Here is a 16277-nt window from a genome sequence, read left to right as displayed (position 1 = left end):
CAACGACCGTGTCGCGCCATCACACGCTGCCGCCGATCATCTATACGCCGCCGCCACCGAAGCCGAAGCCCACGCGGCGCCGGCGCGGCATCGGCTACGCTTATGGCGCGAGCGCTGCTGATGAGGCCGCGGACATCGAGGACGGCGCAGCGGTGCGCAGCGCTCCGGTGCTTCCGCAGCATGCGCGTCCGGTCGAGACGGTCGAGCGACGCACGCCGTCACCGAACGGCAAGCTCAGCGACGACACGCTGCGCGCGATGCTGGAAGTGCAGGAGAAGGATGCGAAGTAGAGCGAGGCGACGGCCACATGTTCGCCGGGACGACAGCGGAGTTTGTGGCTCTGCCAGTGAGACGTATTCGCCCCTTCACCTTGGCGTCAGCGTGATCGCCTCTGCGGTTGCGGCTTCCGGCTGCTTCCGATCCCGACAAGAGCAGCACGCACCAAAGAAAGGCAGCTATCAACCAATGATTATACGACTCCGTTAAGCCAGAAGCCGTTAGTCTCAAGAGCGAATGGCAATCTGCGGACGGAGGCGCGCTTGTCGAAAGTTGAATCGGATCGAAGCCTCGCCCGATCCTCCCCACGCCAACACTCTTTCGGCAAGGTAGCCGCGGTATTTCTCGTCCTTGGTCCGCCGATATCGACGCCATTGTTCTTCCTGGCAACGGCTCTCGGCAACCAAGACCCGTGGCATGAAAAGATCGACGCGTCTCTGGGAATGGTTTTCAGCGTCTATGGATTGCTGACTTGCTACGCCATCGGAATTGTCCCGGCGCTTATCGCCGCCCTTGTCTATTTGAAGAGTTACGACGACCGGAGATCCGTCGGCCTCCGATTTCTCGTCGCGACGCTGCTGGGAGCGCTGGTCTATTTCCTTGCATACTTGCTGGTCTTGTTCTTTCTCGACGGTGGTCAAGTCCAGCTTTTTGCGTTGCAGTTCTCCCTCTACGGCGCAGGCGCAGGTGCAGTGTCGACGTTCATTTGCGCCTTGATCGTGGAGACCTGCATCAAGCCGATGCAGATCCGCTGACGACGGCGGAGTTTGGGCGCGGCCTCACGTAGGCGTCAGCATGATCGCCTCGGCGTCGCCACTTTCACGGCGCCGCCAAACATTCGGTGTCGTCCCCGCCTAGTGCGCAATTGCGCACGGGAGCAGGGACCCATAACCACAAGGTTGCGTTGCTGAAGCGCGCTGTGGCCCCAGCACGGCAAAGCAATCTGCGTTCGTGGCTATGGGTCCCGGGTCGCGCTTCGCTTGCCCGGGACGACAGTGGAGTTTGTGGCACGCCTCCCCCTCACCGTGGCGTCAGCGAGATCGCCTCGGCGGTTGCGGCTTCCACGGCCGGGCGGCTGTAGAGCAGCGGGACATATTGGCCGGTGGCCCAGAGCGGGGCGAGGTCGCGGTAGTGGCCGCTGAAGGGATCGCCGGATTGGCCGGGCGTGTTGATGGTGCGGCTCGCATCCCAGTTGCCGACGTCGAGCACCATGCGGAACGAAGCACCCGCGGTGAGATGATAGTCGGAGCGGCGATAGGTGGCGGCGCGCGGCACGTTGGCGGCGCCGCCATAGGCGAGCGGGCCGACCGACATCTGCGCCGCGGTCGCCTTGTCGGCGAGCGGCATCAGCGCGTGATCGAACTTGGCGACATGCAGGCGGCCCCAGCGCCAGGTCGACGCATCGCCCCCGAGCTTGCCGGCGACGTCGGCAACCGCCTCGCCGAGGCTGTCGCGCAGCACGCGGTCACGTCCGCCGGTGGGATTGCTGCCGAGCGCGGCGTCGGGCTTTTCGAGATAATCGACGATGGCGGAGATGCTGGAGGCTTCGGGCGCGATCAGTTCGGCCGCCTTCGGCGCCGTGGTCTTGAGCAGCACCGGGCCGAGATGGTTTGCGATCCAGACCTCGTAGACGGCGGCTGCCGCACTGTCCTCAGTGTCGCGCGCGTCCCACGCCTTCAACAGATCGAGACCCTTCTTCACATTTGCATCGTCTGATGACAGCGGCTTCAGCAGCGCGACGAGGCGCCGCGCGAGCATGCCGGTGTCGTCGTTCTGCAACGCCATCGCATCCGCCAGCGTCACCTTGCTGTTGGCCTGCAGTACCTCGACAATGCGCTGCCAGCGCGCGCTGTCGGACCATTCGAAGCCAACCCGGCGTTCGTTGACCGGATAATCCGCCGGCAGGTTCATCTGGTTGGCGGTGGCGATGAAGCCCTGCTTCGGCTGGTACTGCTTCGGCAGCTCGTCGAGCGACAGAAAACCCTGCCACTCGTAGCGGCCATCGCCGGGCACCGGCATCAGGCCGTCGAAGGTGGTGCGGCGTGGCGTCCTGCCGGCGGCAACCCAGCCGATATTGCCGCTAGTGTCGGCATAGACCTGGTTCTCCGACGGCGCGCCCCAGCGCCGCATCGCGCCGAGGAAGCCGGTCCAGCTCTTCGCGGTCATGTAGTCGGACGAGCCGAAATAGGCCGAGGTGCCCGGCTCGAACCAGATCGAGCGCACGGCGAACGCGTGCTTCTTGTCGGTGTCGACGAAGATCACCGGGCCGTGGCGGGTGAACTTCAGCTCGAGGTCGCGGTCGGCTTCGCCCTTCACCGCCTCCTTCTCGTGCACGATGCGCATATCCTCCCAGCCGGTGCCGTAGCGGTACTGGTTCGGATTGTCAGGGTTGAGCTCGTAGACGTAGAGGTCTTCCTGGTCGACGTTGAAGATGGTGAGGCCAAACGCGATGGTGTCGTTGTGGCCGATCGAGATGCCCGGCAATGCCGGCTCGCCGGCGCCGATCACGGAGATGCCCGGCGCATTGAGGCCGACGATGTAGCGCAGCGACGGCACCGAGTGCTCGCGATGCGGATCGTTGGCGAGGATCGGCCGTCCCGTCGCGGTGCGCGATGCCGCGATCACCCAATTGTTGGAGCCGATGGTGTCGCGCTGCTGGTCGGCCTCGGCCAAGTATGTGTCGGGATCATGCGCCAGCGCGGCCTTTTGGTCCTTCGGCGCGGCGAACTTCACCGGGCGCGTGGCGAGGTCGTAGGCCGCGAGCACGCCCTTCGGCACGCTGCACGGGTCGAGCCCATCGGGGATCTTGGTGGCCCAGGTGGGTTCGAGCTTGACGCGGAAGCGATCGGCATCGAGGCCGGCGGCGCAGGCGACCAGCGCCCGCTTCACTTCGGAGGCGACGTTGCGCGTGAGGCCATGGCTGCGGACCCGCACCACATCCTCCGCCGACCACAGGTCCGGCATCGTGCCCGCGATCCTGAACTCGATCGGCAGCGGCCGCTTGCCCGCTTTGACATCCGCGACATAGGCGTTGACGCCTGCGACGAAAGCCTCCGCATAGGTTTTCGCTTTCGGACCATAGGCGGCCCATTCCGCATTCATGTCGCCGCGATAGAGGAACTGACGCAGCGCCTTGTCCTGCTCGACATAGGCGGGGCCGAAATCCTTCGCCAAGAGACCGAGCCCGCGCTTGCGCCAGAGATCGATCTGCCAGAGCCGGTCGCGCGCGGCGTTGAAGCCCTGCAGGAAGAACAGGTCGTGCTCGTTGCCGGCATAGATGTGCGGGATGCCCCAGACGTCGACCAGGATCTGGCCCGGCGACGTCAGCCCGGCGACGTCGGTCTTGACCTCGCGCGCCGCCACAAGCGGGCTCGCTTTCTCGCGCGCGGTGGCAGGCGCGGCGAGCCAAGCGGTGCAGATCGCGGCGGTGACTAGTTTCGCGACGCGGTTGAAATCCGTGTTCATGTTGTTTCTCCTGATGGTTGTTATTGGTTATGAGACGTCTTCAGCCGCAGCAGCACTGCGCCCCCTCTCCCGCTTGCGGGGGAGGGTTGGGGTGGGGGTGTCGCCGCGATAGGACTAGCCATTGCGTGGAGAGAGGCCCCACCCGCATTGCATCTGCGATGCAATGCGACCTCCCCCGCAAGCGGGAGAGGTGCAGCGAGGCTGCCGCGCGAATTCACTACTCCCCCTCGTCGCTCGCCAGCACGCCCTTCACCGCGCGGGCCCAGCCGGCGAGCTTGCGGTCGCGCGTGGCTTCGCTCATCGCCGGCCTGAAGCGGTGTTCGAGCCGCCAATTGTCAGCGAATTTCGCAGGCTCCGGATAAACGCCGGCCTCGAGGCCGGCGAGATAGGCCGCCCCTAACGCCGTGGTCTCCTGGATCATCGGGCGATCGACCGGCGCGTTGAGCAGATCGGCGAGCCGCTGCATGGTCCAGTCGGATGCGGTCATGCCACCGTCGACGCGCAGCACGGTGTTGGCGGCATTAGCCTCCGGCCAGTCGGTGCGCATCGCGGCCCACAGATCGAAGGTCTGGTAGCAGACGCTCTCCAGGGTCGCATGCGCGATCTCGGCCGGGCCGGTGTTGCGGGTCAGCCCGATCAGCGCGCCGCGGACCCGTGGATTCCAATACGGCGCGCCCATGCCGACAAAGGCCGGCACGAGGTAAACGCTCTGCATCGAGTCGGATTTGTCGGCAAGCGGCCCGGTCTCGGCGGCGTGCTTGATGATGCCGAGCCCGTCGCGCAGCCACTGCACCGCGCTGCCGGCGACGAAGATCGAGCCCTCGAGCGCGTAGGTGCGCTGGCCATTGAGCTGATAGGCGATCGTGGTGAGCAGCTTGTTCTTCGAGGCGACCGGCGTGGTGCCGGTGTTGAGTAGTGCGAAGCAGCCGGTGCCGTAGGTCGACTTCATCATGCCGGGCTCGAAGCAGGCCTGGCCGATGGTCGCGGCTTGCTGGTCGCCGGCGATGCCGGAGATCGCGATCGGGCCGCCGAACAGATCCGCGGTGCTCTCGCCGAACCGGGCGGAGGAATCCTTCACCTCGGGGAGCATCGAGCGCGGCACGCGCAAGAGATCGATGAGGTCGTCGTCCCACGCGCCGGTGTGGATGTTGAACAGCAGCGTGCGCGAGGCGTTGGTGGCGTCGGTGGCGTGCACCCGGCCACCGGTGAGCCGCCACAGCAGATAGCAGTCGACGGTGCCGAACAGCAGCTCGCCGCGCTCGGCGCGTTCGCGCGCGCCCGGCACGTGATCGAGGATCCAGGCGACTTTGGTCCCCGAGAAATAGGGGTCAATGATCAATCCCGTTTTGGCCGAGATCGCCGGCTCATGGCCCTCTGCCTTGAGTTTGGCGCAGATGTCGGCGGTGCGGCGGTCCTGCCAGACGATCGCGCGATGCACGGCCTGGCCGGTGGCACGGTCCCACACCACGGTGGTCTCGCGCTGGTTGGTGATGCCGATCGCAGCGATGTCCTTGGCTTTGAGGCCGGCCTTCTCCAGCGCCTCGCGGCACACCATCACGGTCGAGGTCCAGATGTCTTCCGGCTCGTGCTCGACCCAGCCGGAGGCCGGGAAATGTTGCGGAAACTCCTGCTGCGCGACCGCGGCGATGGAGATGTCGCTGCGAAACACCATGGCGCGCGACGATGTGGTGCCCTGATCGATGGCCAGCACGAAAGACATGAGCGTTTCCCTTTAGGCGTCGTAACAGGCGCCAAGGGAGCGGATTACCGCGGCGAGGTCAAGATTGCTGGTGCGTGTGGCGGGATGGTCGAGGCAAAAGCCCGCGACGGAATCAGACCCGTCATCCCCGCGCAAAGGCTTCGCCTTTGTCGCTGGAGGAGCGCGAAGCGCGTCTCGAAGGATGCACGGCCTCAGTTGGGCCGTCGCCCCTTCGAGACGGCCGCTACGCGGCCTCCTCAGGGTGACGGAGACAGATTAGACCCGATCACATCGGCCGGTAGGTCCTGACGTCGCCGGGGACGTTGACGCCGATCTTGATCGCGCCGACCGAGCGGATGATGTCGTCGCCGAGCAACTGGGCGAAGCAGGCGTAGCCCCAGTCGTTCATGTGCAGGCCGTCGGCGATGACGAAATCGTCGATCGGAATCGCCTGTTTCTCGTGCCAGTCGCGCATCACCTCGAAGCGCGGGAAGATGCCGACATGGCGCAGCGCAGCGATGCGGCCGAGCAGCTTCACCATGCCGCGCGCGCTCTCGGGGCGCTCGGTGACGCGCGGCGAATATTGCGGATCGACCAGCACGACATCCGCGCCGGACGCCTGCAGCCGCGCCACGCCGTCCTCGACCTGCTTGGCGGTCTCGGTCGGATCGAGGTTGCGCAGCACCGCGTTGGTGCCGACCTGCCAGATCACCATGTCGGGACGCACGTCGAGCACTTCGGTCTGCAGCCGCTTCATCATCTCGGGTGCATCCTCGCCGCCCTTGCCGCGATTGAGCACGCTGATGTCGGCGGACGGATACTGCCGGCGCAGCTGCGCGGCGAGCCGGCTCGGATAGGTGAATTCCGGCGCCGACGAACCATAGCCCTGGGTCGACGACGAGCCGAACGCGATGATGACGACCGGCTTGCCGGCGGCGAGCTTGGCCGCGACATGCGGCAGCGAGCCGGTCGAGTTCGGCACGCCGGTGGGCTGGTGACAAGGCACGCGGTGGAAGATGTCGCTGGCGGATTTCGCGACCTGCTTCACCTTGTCGAACGCCTTCGCGGCGACGCCCGGTTGCGGATTGGCCGCATCGGCTTCGATCGCGGCGGGCTTCACAGCATCGCCCCTGGCGGCTTCAGTCTTTGCTCCCGGCGACAGCGCCGCATGCTGGTCAGCCTGGCCGGTCTGCGCGCACAACGGCACGATTGAGAGCGGTGCGAGCAGCACGAGCGCCGCAACGGCGCACAGACTCCGCCCTGAGATAGGGCGAAAAGGGAAGGCAAAACGCATCAACTCGGCTTCCTCTAATTCTGCTGCACCGGGCCCAGATGGGCCGCATCGATCACGAATTTCGCCAGTGCGCGGCCGAGACAGGCATGAACCTTCTTGGCCAGATCGACACCGTGCGAGGTGCTGAACAGGTCAAAATATCCGGCGTCGCTCCACTGCTTCATAATCGCGAACCGGTCGAACAGCGGAACGTCGTGCTGCTGCGCCACCACCTTGATATTGTCGAGATATGGCGGCGCAGAGATCATCGTTTCCGTACGCGGGCTGTATTGCAGATTGACCAGCACCACGTCGGTCCCGGCGCCCCGCAACGCAACAACGCCGTCGTTGATGGCGGTGCGGAAATCGTCAGGATCGACTGCTCGCATAGCATCGACCGTCCCGGTCTGCCAGATAACCAAAGTAGGCTTTTTTGCTTCGACAAGCTTAACAAGGGTTCCCGCGGTCTCCTCGGCGGTGCTCTTTGCCTGTAATTCTACGGATAAATCGATGGTCGCTGCCGGAAATGCCTCCTTCAGCGCCGCCTGCAGCGTGGCCGGATAGGCGCTCGCCTCGTTGCCGGGGATGGTCGAGGAGCGGCTGCCCACCACCAGCACGTTGAGCGGCTTGTTGGCCTTCACCGCGTCGGTGACCTTCGGCAGCGAACTCTCGCTTGCCAGCAGATAGGCCGGCACATCGCACGGCGGAGCCGGCTCGGCGGCGTCGCCGGCGCGCGCGGGCCCGGCCGCCAAACAGGCGGCCAGCAACATCAGGCCCAGCATCGTCCGCGCGGACTTCATGCTCCCCCTCCCGCCAGATCGGCGTTGCCGGCGGCGCCTTTTTTCGAGGCGCCTTTGTCGGCGGAGTGCTTGTACCACGAAATAATCCACGCCATGCCGCACATGATGAGGATGCCGAAGACGCTGATCAAGGCGTGCAGTGCGGCACCACCAGACACTTCGGCAAGCACGAAGTGACCGGCGAAGGCGAGGAAGACCCCGAGGCAGAATATCTCAAGCGAATGCTGGCCACACAGGATCAAAGGTCGCAGCCAGGGCGATTTCAGGCCAGGCCAGTCCCGCGGCAGGAAGCGCACGGTGAGGGCTGCGAGCGCCAGGAAATGCGCGAACCGCAACACGTCCAGGTCGGTCTTGTTGATCGGATACATCCATTGCTCGATCACCTTCGGCATGATGTGGCCGAGCTGCGGCACGTACCAGGTCAGCGTCACGAAGAACGCGGCGACGAGATAGGCGATGCAGATCCACATCGTGATGTTCGACGACAGGATGCGCGACATCCGCCGCGCGCCGCCGAGCGCGCACCAGGCGCCGAACACGAACAGCAATTGCCAGGCGAACGGGTTGAACGCCCAGAAGCCGTTCGGATAGGCCGACAGATAAAGATCGAACTGCCAGGTCAGCGCGTAGAGCAGGACCGACAGGCCGAGCGTGACATCGGGCTTCCACTTCATCAGCCACAGGATCAGCGGCAGGAACAGCATCAGCACGATATAGAGCGGCAGCACGTCCATGTTCACGGGGCGGAAGCGCAGCAGCAGCGCCTGCACGATGGTGACGTCGGGCTGCTTGAGGAAGTCCATGATCCCCATTTCTTCGGTGTAGAGCGGGTTCTCGAACGAGGTGGCGACATAGGAGATCTCGGCGAGGAAGATCGTGAACAGGAAGACATGCGCGACATAGATCTGCCAGACCCGGCGCAGGATGCGCGCGGTCGCGATCACGAAGCCGCCCTCCAGCATCGCGCGGCCATAGACGAAGGCCGCGGTGTAGCCGGAGATGAAGATGAAGATCTCGGTGGCGTCGGAGAAGCCGTAGTTGCGGATCGTGAGCCAGGTCAGAAGATTGGTCGGCAGGTGATCGATGAAGATCAGCCACAGCGCGAGCCCGCGGAACAGATCGAGCCTGAGCTCGCGCTCGCCGGTCACCGGCAGCGTGATCGCGGGGGCCGCAGCTTTCGCCTTCACCTCGGCATCAGCCTTTGCCTCGGCTTTGGCGTCGGCCGCCGGCGAACCGGCTATGGGATCGGCAATCGAGCTCATCAAGCACCGTGTCGGCCGCGGACGCCCCGCATGCCCAGCTGAAAAGATAATATCGGTCCACAACTTGCCGACAAAGCACAGAGTGCGGCGACATGCGGCCGCGCTTTAGAGCGGAACTATGTTGAAACCACGATGAACAGGCGGCCTCCGGGACCGGCTTTTCACGGCCTGCCCGGCGATTGGTTCCGGCTGACCAATTGGCTATGATGGGCGCCTGTTTGCGCGTGATCCGTCCGAAAGCGGATTTTGCGCCGAGATCATCGGATTGAGCCGTATGTACCGTGCCGTTACCCGCCAGATCGAAGTCACCGTCGAGCCGAACTTCATGCCCGAGCGCTCGTCGATCGACCGGCGCGAATATTTCTGGTCGTACAAGATCGTGATCGTCAATTCGGGCCCGGAAACGGTGCAGCTGCGGACGCGGCACTGGATCATCACCGACGCCACCGGCCGCCGCCAGGAGGTGCGTGGCGAGGGCGTGGTCGGCGAGCAGCCGGTGCTCGCGCCCGGCGAGCGCTTCGAATACACCTCCGGCGTGCCGCTGCCGACCGCCTCCGGCTTCATGACCGGCAGCTACCAGATGGTCACCGAAGCCGGCGAGCGCTTCGACATCGACGTGCCGACCTTCTCGCTGGACAGCCCGAGCCCGGACGGGAAGAGGGTGCTGAATTAGCCGTGCCGTCGGTGCCGCCGCGCAGTCGTACCGGCTGAATGCAGGGCACGAAACTTCTGAGAAATGGAAGCAATTCCATGATTTCCGATCGGCCTGACCGGCGAACCCGGCACGATTGTACTCAAATCGAAGCCGCCGATTTCAGAAATTCGCGGCGACCAGATCGTAAGACCCCCTGCTTCCGCGGACATAGACCCTGGCCGCAGCGGCACATATCCGATCGCGGTTGGCATCGAAGGCGTGCAGAAGGCCTGGCTCGTCGAGGTAGGCATCCGATTGAAGTCGCTTCAATGCGCCTTCGGTGACGAAGAACGATGCCTCAATAGCACTGTCATATCCCCAAAACCGAACGGCGCGCCGCGTTTGGTCGTATGAACGACTGTGGTTTGGAAATTCAATCATGGGTAAGGCCTATCAGGTTGTTGCCACAGCTTGTCGTGATCCGTGACGCGCACATTGAAGCGACGTGACGTTCGGTCGATCGGCTACAAGATTTGGCAGCTAAGGCTTCGCGCTTCCGCAAAGGGGATGCTGTAACAATACAGTTGCGCTGCTGATCAGGTGGCTACTCCGCGATCGGATGACAAGCCCACTCGGCACGTATCGGGGCAATCGTTCGCGTTTTTCGCGCTGGATACGACCAGATTCGCCCGATTGCGCGGAAAACATTCGCCGAAGAGCCAGCTTATGATGATACGGTCGATGATGTCCCCAGCCGACCTCCGCACAGACCCGCATGCTGCAAGCAGCTTGGCACCGCAGCAAGACGTCCTGGTGGAAGAGAATGTCAGCCTTCGGCTTCTGCTCGCGCAGGCCGCGATCGATGCGAAGAGCTTGCTGACCGCGGCCGGCATAGACGCCAGGGAGCGCGAAGCGGCCGACAAGCTGCAGAGGGTGATCCTCGAGGAGCTGCACCACCGCATCAAGAACACGATCGCAACCGTCGGTGCCATTGTCTCCCAGAGCCTGAGCAACCTGGAAGGGGTCGAACATGCCCAGCACGCCATCGCGGGCCGGTTGCTGGCGCTCGGGCGGGCGCACGATCTCCTTTTGCAGGCAAGATGGAGCAGCGCGGATCTCGGCACGGTCGTCCGCGGCGCCACCGAAGCCTTCAACAATCCGGATGAGCCGAAATTCTCGATTTCAGGACCGGGAATTCGCATGACGTCGGGCGCCGTCGTCGCCATCGCAATGACGCTCAACGAGCTCTGCACGAACACCACGAAGTTCGGCGCCCTGTCCGTCCCACAGGCGCGGATCGACATCAGTTGGACGCTGGATCAACCAACACAGTGCTTGCATCTGATATGGAGCGAGAAGAACGGTCCGGCAGTCCACCCTCCGGAACGGCGCAGTTTCGGAACACGGTTGATCGAAACGCTCGGCAGGCAGCTGCGCGGCGACGTGCGGCTAAGCTATGAGCCGACCGGTTTCGTGTACATATTCGACGTACCATTGGCTTCTCTTACTTCGTGAAGCGCACAGCCGACGTCCCGAACTCGCGCCAATGTCGGATATCGCCCTCGATTGCGAATTGAGTCGACTACCGGACGTAAGGGGTATCTACTGCGGTTACCACTGCTCCGCCTCTGGCCAACACCAGTGATTGAGAGTGCTGCAAGCTCCCGCCAGCGACCAGGAGAGCTATGTGCCGATTGCTCAACACAGCCAGCCTGAACCGCCGCCGCATGATCTTCCGGCGTTGGAGGCCGTGAGGATAGGGGATGCTGCGAAGCCATTCCCGTCCGGCCTTCAGCGCGACGCGATGCTTCGCAAGGCGCGGCTGGTCGAAACCGCCTCGCACATCAATGATTGGCTGACATCTCCCGGCCTGCGAACGCCGAGCTAACTGCCGATCTTGAGGAGAAGCGGCCCCAGTACGGAGCCGACTGAGGCCGCCATTTTTCCGATGCCACTGAGGCATGGCCTCCGGTCGCCTCTCGCCAAGCGATGGCTTCGACATTGCTTTCAACTGCGCTTCAGGAACAGGCGACCGCGGTGAACGTTGTCGCGGTACAGATATTCGCGCGCCATCCGATTTGCTTGTGCCCGGCGATTTGTGGTCTTGGTGCTCGTTATTCGACCCTTTGCCTCCCATATACAAATCAATCCTCGTCAGCCATCGGGATGGGTCGGAATGCGCGGAGACCTCCAAGGAAAGGGCCCGCCATGTTCAAGTCTCAGCAGTACCGCGCCAAGGCAGCCGCATACGGCGAACTGATCAAGCGTTCGAGCAGTCAGGGCGAAAGCCGCAAGTTTCAAGAGCAGCAAGACCGCCTCGCTTCGCTCGCGGATAACGAGCAAGGACTGGCGGACAATTTCGACAACGCAATAAACGTTGCTGAGCAGGACCGCTCTCGCGGCGCCGCCCTTGCCGCCGAAGAGGAGTACGTTCTGCGGTGTCTCGGCGCGGCCATCATCATGCAATGGAACGTCCTGCCGAAGGCGCTGCAGCGGGAAATCTTCGACACCGCTGGATCAGTCGGAAAACTGTTGGAGACGTCGGCGCTCCGCGGGCAGATCGCGCGCTTCCTGCACAAACACAAGGATGATGCCGGTCGCGACAAGGTTCTGCAGGCGCGTCAGGATGCGAGATCGGGCGCCGCGGCTTTGTCCCGATGGGACAATGAAGGAGGTGCAGTCCCCGATGGACTGCCGATGTGAGCCAACTACGACAACAGGAGATTCGCCATGTCACTCACTCAATTTTGCGTCGATGACGGACACCACAGCATGGACGGGCTGCGGCTTCTCGCCCGTGATGGAAATGAACGGGTCGAAGCATTCATCGGCCGCAAGGTGATGGACGTCTGGGCCGAGTCCGTCGAGCACCGCGGCGGACATCAGAGCCTGTTCCGCGATCAATACAACGCGCTCGGCAGGCTGAACCTAGCGGCGATCGAGCGGATCGTCGGTGCGAAATACCAACGCGGTGCGGCGTTCAACCGTCAGCATCCCTATGTCGAGGTACTGTTCTCGGACATCACCGACAGCGGGGAGGCCTTGAATCTGAGCGGGCTCGTGCGCGAGATCCTGCCGCCCGCGTTTCACCGGCTGAGTTGAGATCGATCCAGGAGGAATTCCCATGACGAAGAAATCCCTGCTCTCCATTGACGAACCCGAGTTGAAGAAGCCGCTGCGCGCCGACCGGCCTCCTACCGAAGGTTTCGTGATCATTGTCGACAAGCAGTTCAAGTCGGAGTTCGACAGCGCCGAGGCTGCTGAAACCTCTGGCCGACAACTGAAGGCGGCTTATCCGATGCTTCAGATCGAAATCTATGACGCCGCCAGCCAGACCCGCACCTTGCTGAGCTGACAGGCCTGGTTGCCGGGCCTCGTGGTCGGCTTTCCGCCTACTCGACGCCGGCTTCCTGCGGCGTGAATTCATACACCGACGAGCAGAACTCGCAGGTGACGACGACCTTGCCGTCCTTGACCATCTCGGCGCGATCGTTCGGCGCAAAGCTCTTCAGCATCGACGACACCGCATCGCGCGAGCAGGAGCACTGCGCGCGCAGCGGTTGCGGGTTGAAGACGCGCACGCCGCGCTCGTGGAACAGGCGGTACAACAGCCGCTCGCCGGAGAGATCGGGATCGATCAGTTCGACGTCTTCGACAGTTGAGATCAACGACTGTCCCTCGACCCACGCATCGTCATCCGGCACGCTGTGCGTGGCCGTGCCCTCCGGCGCATCGCCGGGATGCAGATCGGCCTGCTTGGCGCGTTCGGGTGCCTTGGGCAGGAATTGCAGCAGGATGCCGCCGGCGCGCCAGTGCAGCTTGCCGCCTTCGCCGCCGCGCATCTCCTCGCCGACCGCGAGCCGCACCCGCGTCGGAATCTGCTCGGAGCGCAGGAAATATTCGTGGGCCGCCTCTTCCAGGCCGCCACCGTCGAGCGCGACCAGTCCCTGGTAGCGGCTGGTGTTCGAGCCCTGATCGATGGTCATCGCAAGGTGGCCCTTGCCGAGCAGCTCACCCGAGCTCTGCCCGTCCTTGAGGCGCGCCACATCGTAGCGCGCATAGGCACGCAGCCGATCGGGCGCCTGGAAATCGACGATCAGGAGCGAGACCGGACCCTCGGTCCGGGTCTGCAGAATGAAGCGGCCCTCGAACTTGACCGACGAGCCGAGCAGCGTGGTCAGCACGATGGCCTCACCCAGCAGCTTGCCGACCGCGGGCGGATAATCGTGCTTGTGCAGGATCTCGTCGAGCGCGGGGCCGAGCCGGGTTAGCCGGCCGCGCAGGTCCAGCGCACCGACCTCGAAGGCCAGCACGGCATCGTCGACAGGAACCGCCGAGGGCGCGCGAATGGGCGTCTCGGGCTCGATTTTGATGTCAGGGGATTGTGAAACCATGGCGCTCTATCTGGGGTCTCGGACCATGAAATAAAGGGGTTCACTCAACGAGAGATCGTCGTCCCGGCGAAGGCCGGGACCCATAACCACCGGATTTTGTCGCGACACAAGGCGTCTCCCCTTGTGCCTCTTTCACGGGCCGCGGCGTCTGGGTCCCGGCCTTCGCCGGGACGACAACGCCTTAGCGACCTACGCTTATGCGACTTCGTTAAAACACCAGGCCAGAATGCCCTTCTGCGCATGCAGGCGGTTTTCCGCCTCGTCGAACACCACGGATTGCGGCCCGTCGATCACCTCGTCGGTGACCTCCTCGCCGCGATGCGCGGGCAGGCAGTGCATGAACAACGCGTCCGGCTTGGCCAGCGACATCAGCTTGGCATTGACCTGATAGGGCTTCAGCACGTTGTGGCGGTGCTCGCCCTCCTTGTCGCCCATCGACACCCAGGTGTCGGTGACGACGCAGTCGGCGCCGCGCACGGCGGCTTCCGGATCGGTGCCGAGCATGATCGGCGCGCCGGTGGCCTTGATCCAGTCCCGCATCGGCTTCTTCGGCGAAAGCTCGGGCGGCGTCGCGATGTTGAGGTTGAACTTGAAGCGCTCGGCGGCGTGCACCCAGGAGGCCAGCACGTTGTTGTCGTCGCCGGTCCAGGCCACCGTCTTGCCCTCGATCGAGCCGCGATTTTCCTCATAGGTCATGAGGTCGGCCATCACCTGGCAGGGATGCGAACGCCGGGTCAGGCCGTTGATGACGGGCACGGTGGCGTGAGCGGCGAGCTCGAGCAGCGCGTCATGGTTGAGGATACGGATCATGATCGCATCGACATAGCGCGACAGCACGCGCGCGGTGTCGGCGATGGTCTCGCCGCGGCCGAGCTGCATCTCGGCGCCGGTCAGCATGATGGATTCACCGCCGAGCTGGCGCATGCCGACGTCGAACGACACCCTTGTGCGGGTCGACGGACGCTCGAAGATCATCGCCAGCGTCTTGCCTTCGAGCGGCTTCCTGCCCTTCTCATGCGCCTTCAGCTTCGCCTTCATGGCGGCTCCGGCAGTGAGCATGTTGCGCAGCTCGCCGAGCGGCAGCTCGTTGATATCGAGGAAGTGACGGACCGGCTTGCTCATTATCCGGCCGCCTTCTTCGGCTGTGCTGCCGATAGTGTCGCGCAGGCGCGCTCGAGCGAGGCGATCGACTGGTCGATCTCGGCCTCGGTGACGATCAGGGGCGCGAGGAAGCGCACGACATTGTCGCCGGCGCCGACGGTGAGCAGCTTCTCATTGCGCAGCGCGGCGATCAGATCGCCCGACGGCACCACCGCCTTGACGCCGATCAACAGGCCCTCGCCGCGCACCTCCGACAGCACGCCGGGATAGCGGTCGACCGCGGACGCGAGCTTCTGTTTGAGCAGCAGCGACATCTTCTGCACGTGCTCGAAGAAGCCGGGCTTGAGCATGACGTCAAGCACGGCATTGGCGGCGGCGACCGCGAGCGGATTGCCGCCGAAGGTCGAGCCGTGCGAGCCCGGCGCCATGCCGGCCGCAGCCTGCGCGGTCGCCAGCACCGCGCCGATCGGGAAACCGCCGCCGAGCGCCTTGGCCAGCGACATCACGTCCGGCGTGACACCGGTGCGCTTGTAGGCGAACAGCTCGCCGGTGCGGCCCATGCCGGTCTGCACCTCGTCGAAGGCGAGCAGCAGGCCGTGCTCGTCGCACAGCGCGCGCAGCGCCTTGAAGAACGCCTGCGGCGCCGAGCGCACGCCGCCCTCGCCCTGCACCGGCTCGATCAGGATGCCGGCGGTGTGGGGACCGATCGCCTTCTTCACCGCCTCGATGTCGCCGTGCGGCACCTGGTCGAAGCCGTCCATCGGCGGGCCGAAGCCTTCGAGATATTTCGCCGAGCCGGTCGCAGCCAGCGTGCCCAGCGTGCGGCCGTGGAAGGCGCCTTCGAAGGTGATGATGCGGTAGCGCTCGGGATGGCCCTTGGAGAAGTGATAGTGGCGGACCAGCTTGATCACGCCCTCCATCGCTTCCGCGCCGGAATTGCAGAAGAACACCAAGTCGGCAAAGCTCTGCTCGCACAGCCGCGCGGCCAGCACCTCGCCGTCCGGGCTCTTGAACAGGTTCGACATGTGCCAGAGCTTGGTCGCCTGCTCCTGCAGCGCCTTGACCAGATGCGGATGCGCATGTCCGAGCGCGTTCACCGCGACACCCGAGGTGAAATCGAGATAGCGGTCGCCGTTGGTTGCGATCAGCCAGGCGCCCTCGCCGCGCTCGAAGCCGAGATCGACCCGGGCGAAGACGGGGAGCAGATGCGACGAGGCGTTGGTCATGGCGTTCACTGCCGTTTTAAAGCCGTCAATTGCTGCGCGCCTTGACGCCAACGCAGCAACCGCCAGCTTCGGAAAACAAAACGGCCGCCTTTGCGGGCGGCACGTGTGGGTCATTCTATGCGGCGGCCGGTCAGTGTCAATCGCCAG

The 16277-nt window shown here is 64.3% G+C and carries 16 protein-coding genes; 7 read left to right on the top strand and 9 right to left on the bottom strand.

The genetic code is table 11. The features are described 5' to 3' along the window. Positions 1-8: 8 nt before the first annotated feature. A complete protein-coding gene (locus ACE103_RS03705) occupies positions 9-290 on the top strand; it encodes a hypothetical protein (protein ID WP_375778371.1) in 282 nt (93 codons plus the stop codon). Positions 291-539: 249 nt separating this feature from the next. Next, entirely contained in the window at positions 540-1031 is a 492-nt protein-coding gene (locus ACE103_RS03700) for a hypothetical protein (protein WP_375778370.1), read from the top strand. Positions 1032-1296: 265 nt separating this feature from the next. Here ACE103_RS03700 and ACE103_RS03695 read toward each other — a convergent pair whose 3' ends face one another. From ACE103_RS03695 to ACE103_RS03675, 5 genes are all read right to left on the bottom strand, one after another. Further along, positions 1297-3741, bottom strand: a complete 2445-nt coding sequence (locus ACE103_RS03695) for a penicillin acylase family protein (protein WP_375778369.1) — start codon at positions 3739-3741, stop codon at positions 1297-1299. Between the two features lie 217 nt (positions 3742-3958). Beyond that, positions 3959-5461 (bottom strand): glycerol kinase GlpK, encoded by a 1503-nt coding sequence (gene glpK / locus ACE103_RS03690; RefSeq protein ID WP_223974405.1) that lies wholly within the window; start codon positions 5459-5461, stop codon positions 3959-3961. 265 nt (positions 5462-5726) lie between these two features. Further along, a complete protein-coding gene (locus tag ACE103_RS03685; RefSeq protein ID WP_375778368.1) occupies positions 5727-6734 on the bottom strand; it encodes an SGNH/GDSL hydrolase family protein in 1008 nt (335 codons plus the stop codon). Positions 6735-6748: 14 nt separating this feature from the next. Beyond that, on the bottom strand, positions 6749-7513 hold the full coding sequence (locus ACE103_RS03680; RefSeq protein WP_375778367.1) for an SGNH/GDSL hydrolase family protein: 765 nt from the start codon (positions 7511-7513) through the stop codon (positions 6749-6751). Continuing rightward, positions 7510-8775 carry an OpgC domain-containing protein gene (locus ACE103_RS03675; RefSeq protein WP_223974411.1) on the bottom strand — a complete coding sequence of 422 codons (1266 nt, stop codon included), beginning with the start codon at positions 8773-8775 and terminating at the stop codon, positions 7510-7512. The genes ACE103_RS03680 and ACE103_RS03675 overlap by 4 nt, the downstream gene beginning before the upstream one ends. Positions 8776-9049: 274 nt before the next feature. Between ACE103_RS03675 and apaG the strand changes: the two genes are divergently transcribed. After that, a complete protein-coding gene (apaG, locus tag ACE103_RS03670; RefSeq protein ID WP_092123063.1) occupies positions 9050-9448 on the top strand; it encodes a Co2+/Mg2+ efflux protein ApaG in 399 nt (132 codons plus the stop codon). 141 nt (positions 9449-9589) lie between these two features. Here the strand turns inward: apaG and ACE103_RS03665 are convergent, their stop codons facing one another. Further along, positions 9590-9850 (bottom strand): DUF1488 domain-containing protein, encoded by a 261-nt coding sequence (locus ACE103_RS03665; protein ID WP_092123059.1) that lies wholly within the window; start codon positions 9848-9850, stop codon positions 9590-9592. Positions 9851-10153: 303 nt separating this feature from the next. Between ACE103_RS03665 and ACE103_RS03660 the strand changes: the two genes are divergently transcribed. From ACE103_RS03660 to ACE103_RS03645, 4 genes are all read left to right on the top strand, one after another. Further along, positions 10154-10924 carry a sensor histidine kinase gene (locus tag ACE103_RS03660; protein ID WP_375780999.1) on the top strand — a complete coding sequence of 257 codons (771 nt, stop codon included), beginning with the start codon at positions 10154-10156 and terminating at the stop codon, positions 10922-10924. 693 nt (positions 10925-11617) lie between these two features. Then, positions 11618-12112, top strand: a complete 495-nt coding sequence (locus tag ACE103_RS03655; RefSeq protein ID WP_223974415.1) for a hypothetical protein — start codon at positions 11618-11620, stop codon at positions 12110-12112. 27 nt (positions 12113-12139) lie between these two features. Then, entirely contained in the window at positions 12140-12511 is a 372-nt protein-coding gene (locus ACE103_RS03650) for a signal transduction histidine kinase (RefSeq protein ID WP_375778366.1), read from the top strand. Positions 12512-12533: 22 nt separating this feature from the next. Then, positions 12534-12764, top strand: coding sequence for a hypothetical protein (locus ACE103_RS03645; RefSeq protein WP_223974419.1), 231 nt, complete (start codon positions 12534-12536; stop codon positions 12762-12764). Between the two features lie 37 nt (positions 12765-12801). On the opposite strand, the gene ACE103_RS03640 is transcribed toward ACE103_RS03645, so the two are convergent. The 3 genes from ACE103_RS03640 to ACE103_RS03630 all read right to left on the bottom strand — a co-directional run bounded on the left by ACE103_RS03640 (position 12802) and on the right by ACE103_RS03630 (position 16130). Beyond that, complete coding sequence (locus ACE103_RS03640; RefSeq protein ID WP_375778365.1) at positions 12802-13803, bottom strand: Hsp33 family molecular chaperone; 1002 nt, start codon at positions 13801-13803, stop codon at positions 12802-12804. A 195-nt stretch (positions 13804-13998) separates the two neighbouring features. Beyond that, positions 13999-14925: an ornithine carbamoyltransferase gene (gene argF / locus ACE103_RS03635; protein WP_375778364.1), complete on the bottom strand. Its 927-nt coding sequence runs from the start codon at positions 14923-14925 to the stop codon at positions 13999-14001. Beyond that, positions 14925-16130 carry an aspartate aminotransferase family protein gene (locus ACE103_RS03630; RefSeq protein ID WP_223974425.1) on the bottom strand — a complete coding sequence of 402 codons (1206 nt, stop codon included), beginning with the start codon at positions 16128-16130 and terminating at the stop codon, positions 14925-14927. The genes argF and ACE103_RS03630 overlap by 1 nt, the downstream gene beginning before the upstream one ends. Positions 16131-16277: the final 147 nt, after the last annotated feature.

Origin of the sequence: Bradyrhizobium sp. ma5 (assembly GCF_042258955.1) — a bacterium.
Classification (GTDB): domain Bacteria; phylum Pseudomonadota; class Alphaproteobacteria; order Rhizobiales; family Xanthobacteraceae; genus Bradyrhizobium.
The sequence above is the reverse complement of the archived record's forward strand: the minus strand, read 5'-3'. Positions and strand labels throughout refer to the sequence as shown.

What these genes read in the sequence shown, in the direction of transcription:
- ACE103_RS03655 (WP_223974415.1), top strand. Translation starts at nt 11,618, where the DNA reads ATGTTCAAGTCTCAGCAGTACCGCGCCAAGGCAGCCGCATACGGCGAA.
- ACE103_RS03665 (WP_092123059.1), bottom strand. Translation starts at nt 9,850, where the DNA reads ATGATTGAATTTCCAAACCACAGTCGTTCATACGACCAAACGCGGCGC.
- ACE103_RS03675 (WP_223974411.1), bottom strand. Translation starts at nt 8,775, where the DNA reads ATGAGCTCGATTGCCGATCCCATAGCCGGTTCGCCGGCGGCCGACGCC.
- apaG (WP_092123063.1), top strand. Translation starts at nt 9,050, where the DNA reads ATGTACCGTGCCGTTACCCGCCAGATCGAAGTCACCGTCGAGCCGAAC.
- ACE103_RS03630 (WP_223974425.1), bottom strand. Translation starts at nt 16,130, where the DNA reads ATGACCAACGCCTCGTCGCATCTGCTCCCCGTCTTCGCCCGGGTCGAT.
- ACE103_RS03650 (WP_375778366.1), top strand. Translation starts at nt 12,140, where the DNA reads ATGTCACTCACTCAATTTTGCGTCGATGACGGACACCACAGCATGGAC.
- ACE103_RS03645 (WP_223974419.1), top strand. Translation starts at nt 12,534, where the DNA reads ATGACGAAGAAATCCCTGCTCTCCATTGACGAACCCGAGTTGAAGAAG.
- glpK (WP_223974405.1), bottom strand. Translation starts at nt 5,461, where the DNA reads ATGTCTTTCGTGCTGGCCATCGATCAGGGCACCACATCGTCGCGCGCC.
- argF (WP_375778364.1), bottom strand. Translation starts at nt 14,925, where the DNA reads ATGAGCAAGCCGGTCCGTCACTTCCTCGATATCAACGAGCTGCCGCTC.
- ACE103_RS03640 (WP_375778365.1), bottom strand. Translation starts at nt 13,803, where the DNA reads ATGGTTTCACAATCCCCTGACATCAAAATCGAGCCCGAGACGCCCATT.
- ACE103_RS03680 (WP_375778367.1), bottom strand. Translation starts at nt 7,513, where the DNA reads ATGAAGTCCGCGCGGACGATGCTGGGCCTGATGTTGCTGGCCGCCTGT.
- ACE103_RS03660 (WP_375780999.1), top strand. Translation starts at nt 10,154, where the DNA reads ATGTCCCCAGCCGACCTCCGCACAGACCCGCATGCTGCAAGCAGCTTG.
- ACE103_RS03685 (WP_375778368.1), bottom strand. Translation starts at nt 6,734, where the DNA reads ATGCGTTTTGCCTTCCCTTTTCGCCCTATCTCAGGGCGGAGTCTGTGC.
- ACE103_RS03695 (WP_375778369.1), bottom strand. Translation starts at nt 3,741, where the DNA reads ATGAACACGGATTTCAACCGCGTCGCGAAACTAGTCACCGCCGCGATC.